The 15,301-nt window shown below is 51.0% G+C and carries 15 protein-coding genes; 10 read left to right on the plus strand and 5 right to left on the minus strand.

Annotated elements, in window-relative coordinates:
- Positions 1-46 precede the first annotated feature (46 nt).
- Both ABLU96_RS09455 and ABLU96_RS09460 read left to right on the plus strand, forming a co-directional pair.
- Positions 47-1,330, plus strand: a complete 1,284-nt coding sequence (locus ABLU96_RS09455; RefSeq protein ID WP_014229376.1) for an HAAAP family serine/threonine permease — start codon at positions 47-49, stop codon at positions 1,328-1,330.
- Between the two features lie 63 nt (positions 1,331-1,393).
- Positions 1,394-2,761: an L-serine ammonia-lyase gene (locus ABLU96_RS09460; RefSeq protein ID WP_014229375.1), complete on the plus strand. Its 1,368-nt coding sequence runs from the start codon at positions 1,394-1,396 to the stop codon at positions 2,759-2,761.
- A 73-nt stretch (positions 2,762-2,834) separates the two neighbouring features.
- Here the strand turns inward: ABLU96_RS09460 and ABLU96_RS09465 are convergent, their stop codons facing one another.
- Positions 2,835-3,275, minus strand: coding sequence for a helix-turn-helix transcriptional regulator (locus ABLU96_RS09465; protein ID WP_009652280.1), 441 nt, complete (start codon positions 3,273-3,275; stop codon positions 2,835-2,837).
- Positions 3,276-3,604: 329 nt separating this feature from the next.
- Between ABLU96_RS09465 and ABLU96_RS09470 the strand changes: the two genes are divergently transcribed.
- From ABLU96_RS09470 to ABLU96_RS09505, 8 genes are all read left to right on the plus strand, one after another.
- Positions 3,605-4,462 carry a MurR/RpiR family transcriptional regulator gene (locus ABLU96_RS09470; protein WP_025106346.1) on the plus strand — a complete coding sequence of 286 codons (858 nt, stop codon included), beginning with the start codon at positions 3,605-3,607 and terminating at the stop codon, positions 4,460-4,462.
- 132 nt (positions 4,463-4,594) lie between these two features.
- Entirely contained in the window at positions 4,595-5,938 is a 1,344-nt protein-coding gene (locus ABLU96_RS09475) for an aspartate aminotransferase family protein (RefSeq protein WP_014229371.1), read from the plus strand.
- Positions 5,935-6,486, plus strand: a complete 552-nt coding sequence (locus ABLU96_RS09480; protein WP_025106347.1) for a carboxymuconolactone decarboxylase family protein — start codon at positions 5,935-5,937, stop codon at positions 6,484-6,486. Before ABLU96_RS09475 ends, ABLU96_RS09480 begins: the two co-directional genes overlap by 4 nt.
- A gap of 132 nt (positions 6,487-6,618) precedes the next feature.
- Positions 6,619-7,371: a glutamine ABC transporter substrate-binding protein GlnH gene (glnH, locus tag ABLU96_RS09485; protein WP_025106348.1), complete on the plus strand. Its 753-nt coding sequence runs from the start codon at positions 6,619-6,621 to the stop codon at positions 7,369-7,371.
- 52 nt (positions 7,372-7,423) lie between these two features.
- Entirely contained in the window at positions 7,424-8,080 is a 657-nt protein-coding gene (gene glnP / locus ABLU96_RS09490; RefSeq protein ID WP_025106349.1) for a glutamine ABC transporter permease GlnP, read from the plus strand.
- Positions 8,081-8,082: 2 nt separating this feature from the next.
- Positions 8,083-8,805, plus strand: a complete 723-nt coding sequence (gene glnQ / locus ABLU96_RS09495; protein WP_025106350.1) for a glutamine ABC transporter ATP-binding protein GlnQ — start codon at positions 8,083-8,085, stop codon at positions 8,803-8,805.
- 19 nt (positions 8,806-8,824) lie between these two features.
- Complete coding sequence (locus ABLU96_RS09500; protein ID WP_025106351.1) at positions 8,825-9,847, plus strand: acyl-CoA--6-aminopenicillanic acid acyl-transferase; 1,023 nt, start codon at positions 8,825-8,827, stop codon at positions 9,845-9,847.
- Positions 9,848-10,392: 545 nt separating this feature from the next.
- Positions 10,393-11,175, plus strand: a complete 783-nt coding sequence (locus ABLU96_RS09505) for a BPL-N domain-containing protein (RefSeq protein ID WP_025106353.1) — start codon at positions 10,393-10,395, stop codon at positions 11,173-11,175.
- A 26-nt stretch (positions 11,176-11,201) separates the two neighbouring features.
- On the opposite strand, the gene ABLU96_RS09510 is transcribed toward ABLU96_RS09505, so the two are convergent.
- From ABLU96_RS09510 to ABLU96_RS09525, 4 genes are all read right to left on the minus strand, one after another.
- Positions 11,202-11,789, minus strand: a complete 588-nt coding sequence (locus ABLU96_RS09510; RefSeq protein WP_025106354.1) for a TetR/AcrR family transcriptional regulator — start codon at positions 11,787-11,789, stop codon at positions 11,202-11,204.
- Positions 11,790-12,059: 270 nt separating this feature from the next.
- The gene (locus tag ABLU96_RS09515) at positions 12,060-12,557 is read right to left on the minus strand and encodes a lipocalin-like domain-containing protein (RefSeq protein WP_196547451.1); all 498 of its coding nucleotides are present in this window, start codon (positions 12,555-12,557) and stop codon (positions 12,060-12,062) included.
- 135 nt (positions 12,558-12,692) lie between these two features.
- Positions 12,693-13,874, minus strand: a complete 1,182-nt coding sequence (locus ABLU96_RS09520; protein WP_224243713.1) for an MFS transporter — start codon at positions 13,872-13,874, stop codon at positions 12,693-12,695.
- 77 nt (positions 13,875-13,951) lie between these two features.
- A complete protein-coding gene (locus tag ABLU96_RS09525) occupies positions 13,952-15,109 on the minus strand; it encodes an iron-containing alcohol dehydrogenase (RefSeq protein ID WP_064407247.1) in 1,158 nt (385 codons plus the stop codon).
- Positions 15,110-15,301: the final 192 nt, after the last annotated feature.

Here is a 15,301-nt window from a genome sequence, read left to right on the forward strand (position 1 = left end):
AGAGTCAAATTAATTTGACCCTACTCTATATTACTGAGGCCATATTATGGAAACCGTTCAAAATACCCTCGTTGCTCGCGAGAGCAGCGGCTGGAGAAAAAGTGATACCGTGTGGATGCTGGGCCTGTACGGTACCGCAATTGGTGCAGGGGTGCTTTTCCTGCCAATTAACGCCGGGGTCGGCGGTTTAATTCCGTTAATCATCATGGCCATTCTTGCCTTCCCGATGACCTTTTTTGCCCACCGCGGTTTAACCCGTTTTGTCCTGTCGGGCAAAAATCCGGGAGAAGATATTACCGAAGTGGTGGAAGAACATTTCGGCACCGGTGCAGGTAAGCTTATCACGCTGCTTTATTTCTTCGCTATTTATCCGATTCTGCTGGTTTATAGCGTTGCTATTACCAACACCGTCGACAGCTTTATTACTCACCAGCTTGGTCTGGTGTCTCCGCCGCGCGCTATTTTGTCGCTGATTTTAATTGTCGGCATGATGGGGATTGTCCGTTTTGGCGAAAAAATGATTGTTAAGGCCATGAGCGTGCTGGTGTTTCCGTTCGTGTTCGCGTTGATGATATTGGCGCTGTATTTGATCCCGCAATGGAACGGCGCGGTACTGGATACGTTGTCGCTGAGCAGCGCTTCGGCAACGGGAAATGGTCTGTGGATGACCCTGTGGCTGGCCATCCCGGTCATGGTCTTCTCCTTCAACCATTCGCCGATTATCTCCTCATTTGCGGTGGCTAAACGTGAAGAATATGGCCAGGACGCCGAGCGCAAATGCTCCCGTATTCTGGGCTTCGCCCACATCATGATGGTGCTGACGGTGATGTTCTTTGTGTTCAGCTGCGTACTGAGCCTCTCCCCGGAAAACCTGGCGGAAGCGAAAGCGCAGAACATCTCCATCCTCTCATATCTGGCGAACCATTTTAACGCGCCGGTGATAGCCTGGATGGCGCCGATCATCGCGATGATTGCGATTACTAAATCCTTCCTCGGCCACTACCTCGGCGCGCGTGAAGGCTTCAACGGCATGGTGATTAAGTCACTGCGCGGAAAAGGGAAATCGATCGAAATCAACAAACTGAACAAGATCACCGCGCTGTTCATGCTGGTGACCACCTGGATTGTTGCCACCCTGAACCCCAGCATCCTGGGGATGATTGAAACGCTGGGCGGCCCGGTCATCGCGATGATTCTGTTCCTGATGCCAATGTATGCCATCAACAAAGTACCGGCCATGCGCAAGTACAGCGGCCACATCAGTAACGCGTTTGTGGTGGTAATGGGACTGATTGCCATCTCCGCTATTTTCTTCTCTCTGTTCAGCTAAGTTTTCAGCGCCGCCTGTCACCGGCGGCGCATCCGTTTTGCTATGTAACCGCGTGGGTGCCATATGATTAGCGTTTTCGATATTTTCAAAATCAGCATCGGGCCGTCCAGCTCACATACCGTTGGGCCGATGAAAGCGGGAAAACAGTTTGTTGATACCCTGCAGGAAAAAGGCCTGCTGCATAAAGTGACTCGGCTGGTGGTGGATGTGTATGGTTCCCTCTCATTGACGGGTAAAGGTCACCATACCGATATCGCCATTATTCTTGGTCTGTCAGGGTATCTACCGGATACCGTTGATATCGACGCCATTCCGGGCATTATTCGCGATGTCAACACCATGCATCGTCTGTTTATTGAAGAAGGCCAGCGCGAGATACAGTTCCCGGTGGCGGAATGCATGCGCTTTCACAATGAGTTTCTGCCGCTGCACGAAAACGGGATGAGCATTACGGCGTTTTGCGATGGCAAAATCGTCCACTTCCAGACTTACTATTCCATCGGCGGCGGTTTTATCGTCACGGAGGAAAACTTTGGTAAGAACCTGGAGGCGGAGGTTGATATTCCGTTCCCGTTCTATTCTGCCCGCAACCTGCTGGCGCACTGCCAGAACAACTGCCTGTCGATTTCCGCCGTGATGATGAAAAACGAGATCGCCCGCCACGGCCGGGAGAACGTTGAGCAAAATATGGCGAAAATCTGGGAGACCATGAGAAACGCCATTAACCGGGGGATGAATACGGAAGGTATTTTACCGGGGCCGCTGAAAGTGCCGCGCCGGGCTTCTGCGCTGCACCGCGTGCTGGCGCCGCAGAGCCAGTCGATTACGCCACTGAGCGCGATGGATTGGGTCAATATGTTCGCCATGGCGGTGGGGGAAGAGAACGCGTCGGGCGGGCGAGTGGTAACCGCGCCGACCAACGGCGCCTGCGGCATTGTTCCGGCGGTACTGGCCTATTACGATCGTTTTATCAAAGAGGTGACGCCGGAAATCTATATGCGCTATTTCCTGACGGCGGGCGCGATAGGCATTCTGTACAAGATGAATGCCTCCATTTCCGGGGCAGAAGTCGGTTGCCAGGGCGAAGTGGGCGTGGCCTGCTCGATGGCGTCTGCCGGACTGGCCGAGCTGCTGGGTGGCAGTCCGGAGAAGGTGTGCATCGCCGCGGAGATCGGCATGGAGCATAACCTCGGCCTGACCTGCGATCCGGTGGCCGGCCAGGTGCAGGTGCCGTGCATCGAGCGTAACGCGATTGCGGCAGTGAAGGCGATAAACTCGGCCAGTATGGCGATGTACCGTACCAGCGATCCAAAAGTCTCCCTGGATAAAGTTATCGAAACGATGTTTGAGACGGGCAAAGATATGAACGCCAAGTACCGTGAAACCGCCCGGGGCGGTCTGGCGATTAAAGTCGCGGTGTGTGAATCCTGAGCCCCCTAAAAACCGCCTGCCTGAGCCGCAGGCGGTTTTCTCTTCCCTGATCTTTAAAATCATCTGAAGCCTGTTAGCTTTTTTTCTCTCCGTCGGACGGCGTAAAAGACCACACCACGCTGTTAGAAGCCGATGAGGTGTACCATTCGTTAATTGTGGCATCAGCCTCGTTGGTCTGGGCAGCGGCGGGCAATTTCTCTTTTGGCTGATGCGTTTTTTTCCGAATACGGATACGGGAAGGGGGGCCGGCATTGAGCTGCGCCTTAAATGTACGCATGTGCGAGTCAAATAAAATCGACTCCAGCTGATGCAGCCGATCGAGACCGCGCAAAATACCAATCAGCGTACTGAGGGTAACGGATTCGCCTAATTCAACGCGTTTAATGGTTGCCGCGCCGACCTGAGCGCGTTCGGCCAGCTCAATCTGTGACAGGCCCAGCTGTATACGCGTTTCTTTAATTCTTCGGCACAGTTCAGAAATAATTTCACTGTCGGGCATGGTACTGAAACGCATCTTAATTCCTCTACTGCGTAATAAAACCTGACTAATTATTTAGCAAGCCAATTTATAAATAAAGCGAATAATTTCTCTTTTGCGATAGCGGCGACAATGTTTTTTGCCAATGTCATCAAAGAGTTGGGTATAGGGTCGTTCCTGCAAATCCCGCGGTTTCAGGCGCCGAATAAAGAGGCTTCGGATCATTCGCCTGGGGCGATACTCCGTGGCGCAGGGATGAGCCTCCGTCTCTGCCATAATGCAATTACGGCGAATTATGGTTATATATATCCCTTTCTGCGGCCCGGTTTCGCCGCAGCCACTCTTACGGATGATAACGATACGCCATGAATCTTCGTGAAAATATTGTGAGCCAATTCAGCCTGCTGTCGCCAGAACTCCAGCGCGCGGCGGAATTTTCCCTGCAAAATGCCAACCAACTGGTGGTGCAATCAATGCGCGCCTTCGCCGCGGAAGCCGGCGTTAAGCCTGCCACGCTGCTACGCCTGGCGCAGCGTCTGGGCTATAACGGTTGGCGGGAGCTGAAAAGCGCATTTATCGACGATCTCGGCTTAGGAAATGATACATATGTATCTAAGGCTGAAAAATTGATCGCCAAAGGGACGCAGCCCGCGCTGTACGAAGAGGTGTTCCTCGCGCATCAGGCCAATCTGGCATTCACTCAGGCAGAGAATCAACACGCTATGCAGCAAGCGGTGACGTTGCTGGATGAAGCGAAGCAGGTCTATATTTGCGGCTTCCGCGCCAGCTTTCCTATCGCCTGGTCGTTGTTTTATGTCTATCGATTGTTCAATCGCCAGGTGTCGCTGATTGACGGGCTGGCCAGTAATATCGAAGTCTTCACCCGTGAGATCAACGCGGAAGACTGCCTGCTATTGACCAGCTTTTCTCCCTATTCCCGCGAATCTCTCGACGTTCTCAATGCTGCCAGGCAGGCCGGGGCACGGATTATCGCCATCACCGACTCTCCGGTTTCGCCGCTGGCGCAAGCGGCGGACTGCACGTTGCTTTTCTCCCTCAGCAGCCCCTCTTTTTTCCCTTCGATAGTGTCCGGTATGGGCGTCGCCGAGTGTTTGCTGGCGATGCTGGTTGCCCGCCACGGTAGGGAGGCGGTGAATAAAATTGAGAGCGCAGAACGTTATCTGCAACGCTCCGGGGCGTATGTGATGCCCGATAAATCCTGATAAATGATTCATTTGCTTTTATCATAAGAAAATTAAATACATTTGAATCATTATTGAATTGACGAGATTCAAATGGATCCTGCAAGATGCTTTCAACTTACGCGAAAGCGATTTCTAAAGCAGGATAAAAGCATGAGTCAAATCATTCACCGCAGCCTCCGTACCACCCCGGCAGTGGCAGTCAGCGCCCAGGGCGCTTACATCACCGATGCCAGTGGTCAACGCTATCTGGACGCCTGCGGCGGGGCGGCGGTTTCTTGTCTGGGTCATGCCCACCCGGATGTGCTGGCGGCGATGCACCGGCAGATCGATCGGTTGGCCTATGCCCACACCAGTTTTTTCACCAGCGATACGGTGGAACAACTGGCAGAGCAGCTTGTCCGCACCGCGCCCGGTTCCCTGAACTATGCCTATTTCGTCTCCGGCGGATCGGAAGCGGTTGAAACGGCGCTGAAGCTGGCGCGCCAGTATTTTGTGGAGATCGGGCAGCCGGATCGCACGCTATTTATTGCCCGTAAACAAAGCTACCACGGCAATACGCTGGGTGCGCTGGCCGTTGGCGGTAACGAGTGGCGCCGCCGCCAGTTCGCGCCGCTGCTGATGGATGTGGTGCGCGTGTCGGCCTGTAATGAGTACCGTGACCGTGAGGCGGGTGAAAGCCAGCAGCAATATACCGAGCGCTTACTTGGCGAACTCGAAGCGGCAATTCTGGACGCCGGGCCGGAAAAAATTATCGGTTTTATCGCCGAAACGGTGGTTGGCGCAACCACTGGCGCAATGCCGCCTACGCCGGGTTATCTGCAAGGCGTTCGTCGGCTGTGTGATAAATACGGCATTCTGTATATCGCCGATGAGGTGATGTGCGGCATGGGCCGTACCGGCACGTTGCACGCCTTTGAACAGGATGGCGTTGTCCCTGACATCGTGACCATCGCAAAAGGTTTAGGCGGGGGTTATCAGCCCATTGGCGCAGTGCTGGCCAGTGAGCAAATCGTCGCCGCGCTGCAAGCCGGTAGCGGAATGTTCCAGCATGGTCACACCTACATCTGCCACCCGACCGCCGCAGCGGCTGCGCTGGCCGTACAGCAGGTTATCGAGCGAGATCGTTTGCTCGAGCAGGTGCAGCAGCAGGGCGCGTATTTGCAGCAGGCTCTGCATGATGTGCTCGGCGGATTACCGTATGTCGGTGATACGCGCGGTCGCGGTTTGTTCGCCGGCGTGGAGCTGGTATGCGATAAAGAGCGCAAAACGGCATTCGATCCGCTGCTGAAGCTGCACGCCGCTATCAAAGCGCAGTGTATGGCCCACGGGCTGCTGGTCTATCCGATGGGCGGAACCATTGATGGCCAGCGGGGCGATCATATTCTGATTGCGCCGCCGTTTATTGTCAGCCGGTCAGAACTCGATTTCGTGGTGGATACCCTGCACAAGGTCATCAGCGAAGAGACGCATAAACTGATGAGACGTCAGCCATGAATCGTTTACCTGCGCTGTCAGAACAGCAGTGGAGCGATGAACAACGCCAGCTTGCGGAGGAGATTATCAACGGGCCGCGCGGCGCGCTGCTGCCGCCGTTTGAACCGTTGTTGCGCAGCCCGGAACTGATGGCCCATGCGCAGCGAATGGGGGAGTATCTGCGCTACCGTAGCGCGCTGGGGCAGCGGTTGTCGGAACTGGCCATCCTGCTGACCGCGCGTCACTGGTCGCAGCCGGTTGAGTGGGCCATTCATGCGCCAATAGCGAGGGAAAAAGGGATCCCGGCGCAGGCGGTGCAGGCAATCAATGAATGGCGTCAACCAGAGACGCTGGCGGCTGATGAATGGGTGGTTTACCATTTTTGCCAGCAGCTGCATCAGCATAAAAAAGTCAGCGATGATATCTGGCAACAGGCAATCGGTCTCTGGGGGGAAAAGGGCGTTGTCGATCTGATTGGCATCAACGGTTATTACAGCTTTCTTTCAATGATCATGAACGGCGCGCAGACGCCAGTACCCGACACCAGGGATTTTATTCTTCCCGCATAAATAATTCGCACGCTTTCATTTTTGTATCGCGTGCGAATGTAGGGATACTGTTTTTATTCTCAACGCCAATATCAGTTTTAGGGTATTGCGTGAAAACTCCTGTCTGCTGTCTTAATTACGCTGAGGATTATTATGTCTGCATTATTGAAAAAATTAAAGATTACCCTGGCACTGGTTGCCTGTTCGGCGAGTTTTGCCGTCATGGCACAAGATAAATTATTAGTCGGTGTGGATACCGCCTTCGTTCCCTTTGAATTTAAGCAAGGTAATAAATATGTTGGTTTTGATATCGATTTATGGGAAGCCATTGCAAAGAAAATGAATGTCAGCTACGAATTACGCCCTATGGATTTCGGCGGTTTAATTCCTGGGCTGCAATCGCGTAATTTAGATGTGGCAATGGCCGGGATCACCATTACCGATGCCCGCAAACAGGTCGTTGATTTCAGCGACGGTTACTACGATGCGGATCTCTTAATGGCGGTGAAGAGCGGTGATAATTCCATCACCAAATTCAGCGAGCTGGCCGGTAAAAAAGTGGGGCTGAAGCAGGGCACCGCCGCGGCCAGTTTTATGAAATCCAAATATAAAGCCAACTATGTCGAATTCCCCAATATTGATAACGCCTATCTCGACCTGCAGGCAGGCAACCTGGACGCGGTGGTTCACGACTCCCCGAACGTGCTCTACTACGTGAAAACCGCAGGTGGCGGTAAGGTAAAATCGACCGGGGAAACGGACAGCATTCTGCCGCAGAAATACGGTTTTGCCCTGCAGAAAAACAGCAGCCTGACGCCGAAGGTCGATGCCGCGTTAAACGCATTACGCGCGGATGGCACCTACGACAAGATTTATTTCAAATGGTTTAACAAGCAACCTAAATAATCCCCGCCGGGCCGGGTAACCCCGGCCAGAACCGAGAGTAATAGACCGCATTATGAATTTCGAAACGAAATATATATGGGAATCGCTGCCGCTATTATTACAGGGGCTGCAGCTGACAATATTGATCTCTATGGTCGGTTTGGCGGGCGGCTTTATCATCGGTCTGCTGGCAGGAATCTGTCGCGCACTGGGAGGCGGCATCGCGAAAACGTTATCATTAATTTTTGTCGAGCTGATTCGCGGTACGCCAATTATGGTACAGGTGATGTTTATCTATTTTGCCTTGCCAATGATTCTGCCTGTTCGTATCGACCCCATCACGGCCGCGATGGTCACCATTATTATTAACTCCGGCGCGTATATTGCGGAAATTACGCGCGGCGCAATTTTGTCCATCAATAGAGGATTTAAAGAAGCCAGTCTGGCGATGGGATTATCGCAGCGCGCAACGCTATGGCACGTGATTATGCCGCTGGCCCTGCGCCGCATGATCCCGGCGTTGGGCAACCAGTGGATTATCAGCATTAAAGACACCTCGCTGTTCATTGTTATAGGCGTCGCGGAATTAACGCGCCAGGGGCAGGAGATCATCGCCGGGAACTTCCGTGCCCTTGAGGTCTGGACAGCGGTAGCCCTGATTTATCTTGTCGTCACCCTGTGCCTGAGCTTCCTGCTGAAGCAACTGGAGAAAAGGATCCATATTTTATGAGCATGGTTGAATTTAGCGCGGTCGCTAAACATTTCGGTACCACCCAGGTGCTGCACGATATCAATCTGAAAATTGATGCCGGTGAAGTGGTCGTGATTATCGGTCCTTCAGGTTCAGGTAAATCGACGCTGCTGCGTTGTATCAACAAGCTGGAAGAGATCTCCTCCGGCACCTTGCTGGTTGCCGGAATGCACCTGACCGATCCTCACGTCAACGAGTGCGAAATCCGCCGCGAAGCGGGGATGGTATTCCAGCAGTTTCATCTGTTTCCGCATCTGACGGCGCTGGAAAATGTGATGTTTGGGCCTATCCGCGTACGCAAAATGAGTCAAGCGGCAGCCCGTGAACAGGCGCTGGCGCTGCTGGAACGTGTCGGCCTGGGCGAACGGGCCGAGCACTATCCGTCGGAGCTTTCAGGCGGCCAGCAGCAGCGCGTGGCTATCGCCCGCGCGCTGGCGGTGAAACCGAAAATGATGCTGTTTGATGAGCCAACCTCTGCGCTCGATCCGGAGTTGCGCCATGAAGTATTAAAAGTGATGCGTTCACTGGCGGATGAAGGGATGACCATGATTATAGTGACGCACGAGATTGGCTTTGCACGCGATGTGGCCTCTCGATTGATTTTTATCGATGGTGGAACCATTGCTGAAGATGGCCCACCTGATATCCTGCTGAATGCCAGTAGCAATCCGCGCCTGAAAGAATTTTTACAGCACGTTTCCTGAACATAAGTGAATCCATCACATGAAGAAAATCGACATCAGTGGTTCCCCGTTTGAGATTGGCCTGCGCCTTGGCGAGCTTGGCCGTGAAGCATGGCATCAGAAACTGATGCTCACGTCATTGTGGCAAACGGTGATGACCCTGCAGGCATCCCCTGAGACCCGGTTAATGCGCACCGAGGTGCAGCGGCATTATCCGCTCATCTGGCAGGAGCTGGAGGGGTTGGCGCAGGGGCTGGAGGCTACTGTTGATCAGGTCTTTGCCTGGAACTGCCGTGGCGATCTGGTGCGCTCAACGTCGGATGGCTGTACGACGGTGGCCGGGGTAAACGCCGCTGGCGAGCGGATTATCGCGCACAATGAAGACGGTTTTCCTCAGTTACGGGATGAATGCTTGCTGGCTACCATTACCCCGAGTCGCGGACTGAGCTTTACGAGTTTTGCCTATCCGGGGTCGATTTGCGGCCACACCTTTGCGGTAAATGAAAAAGGTATCGTTAACACGGTGAATAACATCCGTGCAGTGCATCGTCCGCAGGGATTACCGCGTCAGATCCTGGCTCGCGCCTCGCTGAATGCGAACACCCTCGACGAGGCCATCACTATACTTACCGGCCAGCCGCGATCCGGGGCGTTTCACCATACGCTCGGGCAGCTGGGCGATGCGCGGCTGTTCAGCGTTGAGGCCACCGGTCAAGGCTGTTCCGTTCTACCCCTGACGACGGTAACCGGGCATGCCAACCATCTGGTGCATGCGGCACTGGCTGGCGTTGAGCAGATCGTTACCGACAGTTCAGCGTCGCGGCAGTTACGCCTCGTGCAGTGGCGGGAAACGCAACCTCCGTTTGACGCCGCGGCGGCAAAAACCATTCTCTCAGATACCCATGACGCAGAACTGCCAATTTACCGGCTGGCTGCCGACGATCCGGATGAGGAGAACACCCTCGCAACGGTAGTTTTCACCCTCGATGCCAACCACGTCAGGTGGCAAATTTTCGACATTAACCGCGACGATGCTAAATTTCAGGGAGAAGTGCGTGGGTGAGATAGCAGGTCGTCAGTCATAAAGGGCAGGGTAGTACCGTTGGCCCGGCGTTCGATAGTACCGTCCGGATACTGCCAGATATCTGCGTCCAGGGAGATGTCCTGAAGCGCGGTGTCCGGAATATTCAGGTTTGCGTCTCTATACGATTCGGGCCATCGCCGTTTCTCATCTGCCTCGTGCGCGCCGAAGCATACTCTCACGGACATACTACGAAAAACAAAATGTCTTGTTCAGTTAAGTATGGCTTTCAGGACATCGCCTGTTAATTAGCCCTTATACCTTAGTTGATGATTTCAAGGTTACTGCTGTTTCTGCTTTTTTATCCTTTCGTATGTCGCCTGCATCTCACTAAAAAATTTATACAACTTTGTCAGAGTTACACATTTTTACGTATTAACTTTTTTTTGCTGAGCTTAAAAACGCTTGACAAAATCAACGCCAAAGTTAAATTTGAGCGAGTGCTCTAATTTTATGTCATGTATTTAGAATGGTAAAAATGGTTCTTAATGATTTACAAAACACTCTATAACAAGGGGAATAGCGTAATGCCACTTTTTTTCCAGGAAACTCAGTTGAAGAGAGCAAATATGATTACCCTTGCTCTGGCTTTTACTTTCTCTATTTTTTCCGCACCAACCTCAGCAAATGCCTCACCATCAAAAACTTATCGTATCGCTATTTATAGGGGAGATGCCGGGTGCGCGGGGTGTTCAGAAATGGTGGTGAAATCGCTCGTCGGTACTGGCCTGCCGCTGAACATCGCTTATGTGGGTGAAAAAGAAACGCTGAAAGTGAATGAGCAAACGCTTAAAAAATTCGATATCTACATTCAACCCGGCGGCGGTCAGGATATAGCCGGTTCTTATGACGTCATTGGTGATGATGGCGCTGAGGCTATCCGTCAATTTGTGAAAAGCGGCAAAGATTTTATTGGCATTTGCATGGGGGCGTATCTTGCCGATAAAGACTGGATTGGGCTCATTGATGCTCCCCTTGAGTCAGAAGTGGGAAGACCTGGTTCACGCGCCTATGATGAGGGGGATTACACCTTGCAAGTGAAATGGAATAATAAACAGGAACCTTTTTACTATCAGGATGGCCCCTATCTGAATAACACAACCTCAAATGCTGGGTTCCAGGCGATAGCGTATTACGACAATGGGGATGTCGCTATCGCCAGATATAAATATGGGGAAGGGCATGTCATATTATCAGGCCCTCACCCTGAAGCCGATGAAACATGGATAGATGCCCGAGTTGCGGGTAACACCACCGCGGAAAGTAAAATGAAACGCATTTTAAGCTATCTGGGCATAAACAAGCGCTAATTTCTACTGCGGGTTTTTCATGCGCTTCAGAAGGATTTACCAAGGATTTTAAAAGAAATCTCATATATTTCATTAAGAAAAGCGGTTCTTTTTTCTTTTGAATAATCGAGGATCAGCATACTCGAGTATCCATCTATTAATGCATTTATTTGTCTGGCGGATACCGAAGCGTTTATCGAGGAAAACTCGCCCTCATTAATTCCGGAGTCGATGATTTCTTCGAGTATATTGATCCATTGGAGTGATTGATTATGGACCAAATTAGCATAATCACCGTCGCGCGCGGCCATCGGCCAGAGTTCAAGGTAGAGCAGCCAGTGCGCTGATGGCGCATCAGGTAACAGCGTTTTGATATACAGCCTGACCCTGTCAGTTGGGCTCATACTTTCCGAGGCATTAAACGTTGCATGACATTCCTCGATGTCATTATCAAACATATATTTTATGGCCGATTTTTTTAATGCTTCCCAGTTACTATAATAATGATAGATGTGGCTCCTTGAAATATTAAGCTTTTGTGTAAGATCGCGGGTGGAGACATTGTTGAATCCTTTTTCTCTAAAAAGCTGCAGAGCGGCTATCTTTATTAGTTCCGAAAAATTTGTTGCTTTCAAAATTTAACCTTCATAGTGCGTAAAATTATCGTGTCGCAGAAAACGCTCTATCATTGCTCTGCACCTAATCAACAGCCAAATTTACTACACAGTCATGGCCAGAGGCAATGACTGGGTTTTACACAGGACGGTGAACGTTACCATCATGGCGTGGCGGTTTCTTACATCTGCGATTGCTCCCTGAACGATTTCCGAGAGGCGTTCGTAGGTAGAGCAGGGAAGCCAGCCGGGTCAGCGCGGCACAAACCGGCGCACCGTTATGCCATTATACTATCTGTAGCGCTCGTAGGTCACACGCCAGCCTTCACCTTTATCGACAGGCGACAGTTCAAGTTTATTTCCTGTTAAATGAAAAGCGCGCTCCATTTTTTGACCAATTAATCCACTGGCAAGTGCAGAATTCACCGTTAAGATGAAACGCCCGGCAACATCGTCAATTTTAATATCACCATAAAGTGCTTCATAACCGTTTACCGTATAGGCGGAGTCAGGTACTGTTTTGTCCGGATTGCTTGCTTGCGCAGACAAGGTTCCGGCATCGGTGATAATAAGTTGTCCGGTGTAAGGTATCTCTTTCAATTCTTCACCAGTCCCGGTTTCAAATTTGACCATTTTCCACGCGCCAATCAGGGCGGACTGGTTGCTGTCTTTCCCTGATAAGGCACCTTTCTCTGTACAAACCGGCTGGACATTATTGCCATTGGCCATGACGGGTATAACCCGGGTGGCCATAAAAAGAATGACCGCAACCTTGATGTAAAAACGCATATATATTCTCCATTGTTTTATGATTAGAAATCTGAACGGCTGATTATAGGATTTTGATTCCTGTGACCTTTTGAAGATAGCTGAATAGCTTATCCTGATAAGCGATATGACTAATTCTCCTTGTAGCTGATGCGATCATTCGGCTTCGTCCCGAATGGGGTGTGGGAATGCATATTCACTGTTGATTTTTACAATCAGAAAACTGACCAGGGCCAGTATCAGAATGACCCAAGGCAAACCATTGACGCCGGGTCCCTGAAGGATAATTCCTCCGGTAATCCCCCCCAGGGCAATCGCCGCGTTCCAGCTCACCACCGTCATGGAGATCGCTACATCAGCACCATCTTCCGCCGCATCGGCAAGTGCGGTATTCAACAGCGTTGCAGCACCACCAAATGTCACACCCCATACAGCGCTACCTACAATAAGAATGGCGGGTGTATAAGAGAACAGCCCCAGGAATAATGAGACGATAGAAAATATAGCCAGCGATGCCAGTACCATTTTACGTAACTGGCTATCAATTATTTTTCCGGTAAAGATAAGACCCGCGAGAGCGGACAGGCCAAAAATTAATAAAATACCGTCAACATGGGCCCCCATACCTGATAATGACGAAAACGGTGCGATATAGGTGTAAAGGATATTGTGTGCAAGCATCCAGGTCAGTACGACCGCGAGGACCGGCCTGACCCCGGGGGTCGCCAGTACTTTCCTGAACGGTATTTTTTGATGTTTTTGCTGCCCCGCAGAGTCCGGAACGCTGATACGGATCCATATCATTAGTAACAGCGAAAGTACTGACATAATACCGAACGTCAGGCGCCAGCCAAGATAATGCCCAAGCCAGGTTCCCAGCGGAACGCCTAGTGAGAGCGCCAGCGGTGTCCCAGCCATGGCTATCGCCATAGCCCGACCCTGATGAAGCGGGTCAACAATTCGGCGTGAAAACCCCGCCAGCAGGCTCCACGCCAGTCCCGCAGCCGCCCCGGCCCCCAAACGCGCTAACAGGGTCAGGTAAACATTTGATGAAAGTGCTGTAATGGTATTAAAAATGAAGCATCCCGCTACGGTCATTAATAAGACATATTTCCGATTCCACGACCGGGTAACGATAGTTAACGGAATAGCGGCAAATAATGACCCGAGGGCGTAGACGGTGACCCACTGGCCTGCGCTAGCCAGCGAAATATTCATTCCCTTACTGATTTCTGGCAATAATCCTGCTGGAATAGTTTCCGTCATGATGCAAATAAATCCGGTCATCGCAAAAGCCATTAATGGCATATAGGGAAATGTGTCATTCATTTTCTGCATTTTGCAATACCGTTAATGTTTAATTAAGCCTGCCAGGTGCGCAGGCTTAGCGCCTAATAGAGTAGATCGTTAGTCAATTAAAGTGCCATGTTCAGTATTGTTTCCGCCACTTCAGCAGTAATTTTTCCATGTTCACCTAATGCGATGTGCCCATGTTCTTTTAACTTGCCGATAACAGCTGAAATATCTTCCGCGCCCAGACCATAATCAGAAAGTCGGGTTTTAACGCCCATCAGTTCAAAAAATTCCACGGTGGCATTGATAGCCTCATCGGCCATTTTTTCGCTATCAGACTCAGGAATATTCCAGACACGCGCACCGTACTGAGCCAGCTTTTCTGCTTTTTCCTTTTTGCACAAGCGCCATAGTGCAGGCATAACGATAGCGAGGGTACGGGCGTGGTCGATTCCGTATAATGCAGTAATTTCCTGGCCAATCATGTGAGAAGCCCAGTCAGTTGGGACACCTGTGCTCAACATTCCATTCAGGGCCATCGTCGCAGCCCACATGATGTTAGCTCTGGCGTCGTAGTTTTGGGGATTTTTAAGGGCTACTGGTCCTTCTTCTTTCAGCGTGCTCAGCAGTCCTTCCGCCAGGCGATCCTGCACCTTAGCGTTAACCGGGTAAGTGATGTATTGCTCAAGAACGTGGACAAATGCATCAACAACCCCGTTTGCGGTTTGTTGTTCAGGCAGCGTGTAGGTCATTTCCGGTTCGAGCACTGAAAATTTCGGCATAACGTAAGGGGAGGTGAAAAAGAGTTTATCCTGGGTGGTCACCCGATTAATCACCGCCGTGTTATTCATCTCTGAACCCGTGGCCGCCAGGGTCAGCACGCATCCAAAAGGGAGAGCTTGTTTCACCACGCCGCCATAACTCTTGACGATCTCCCATGGATCATTTTCGTAGAGGGCTGCGGCGGCAATAAATTTAGTCCCGTCGATCACTGAACCGCCGCCCACGGCCAGAAGAAAATCAATTTTTTCTGCTCTGACAATCTCAACGGCTTTCATCAGGGTTTCATAATGAGGGTTTGCTTCTACACCGCCAAACTCATAAACCAGGGTGTTTGTCAGGGACTCTTTTACGCGTTTCAATATACCGTGTTTTATAACGCTGCCCCCGCCATAGACAATCATGACCTTTTTACCCTGCGGGACTTCTTGTGCTAACGCAGAAATTTGATCGCGACCAAAAAGAATTTTTACCGGATTATGATAGATGAAATCTTGCATAATGATTACCTCATTTTCAGAATTAAAAGCCGTCACTACAACGAGGACATATTCACGTCGTGGAATATAAAGTACCATTTTAAATTTTATTTATTAATCAACATAAATTTCACTTACTTGTGAAATTTATTTGATAATTAATGACAGGCTGGTACGCTGACGTCTCCAGTAGGGACCGACGAGGAGGGATCG

Source organism: Klebsiella sp. CN_Kp106 (genome assembly GCF_040064575.1).
Classification (GTDB): Bacteria; Pseudomonadota; Gammaproteobacteria; order Enterobacterales; family Enterobacteriaceae; genus Klebsiella; species Klebsiella michiganensis.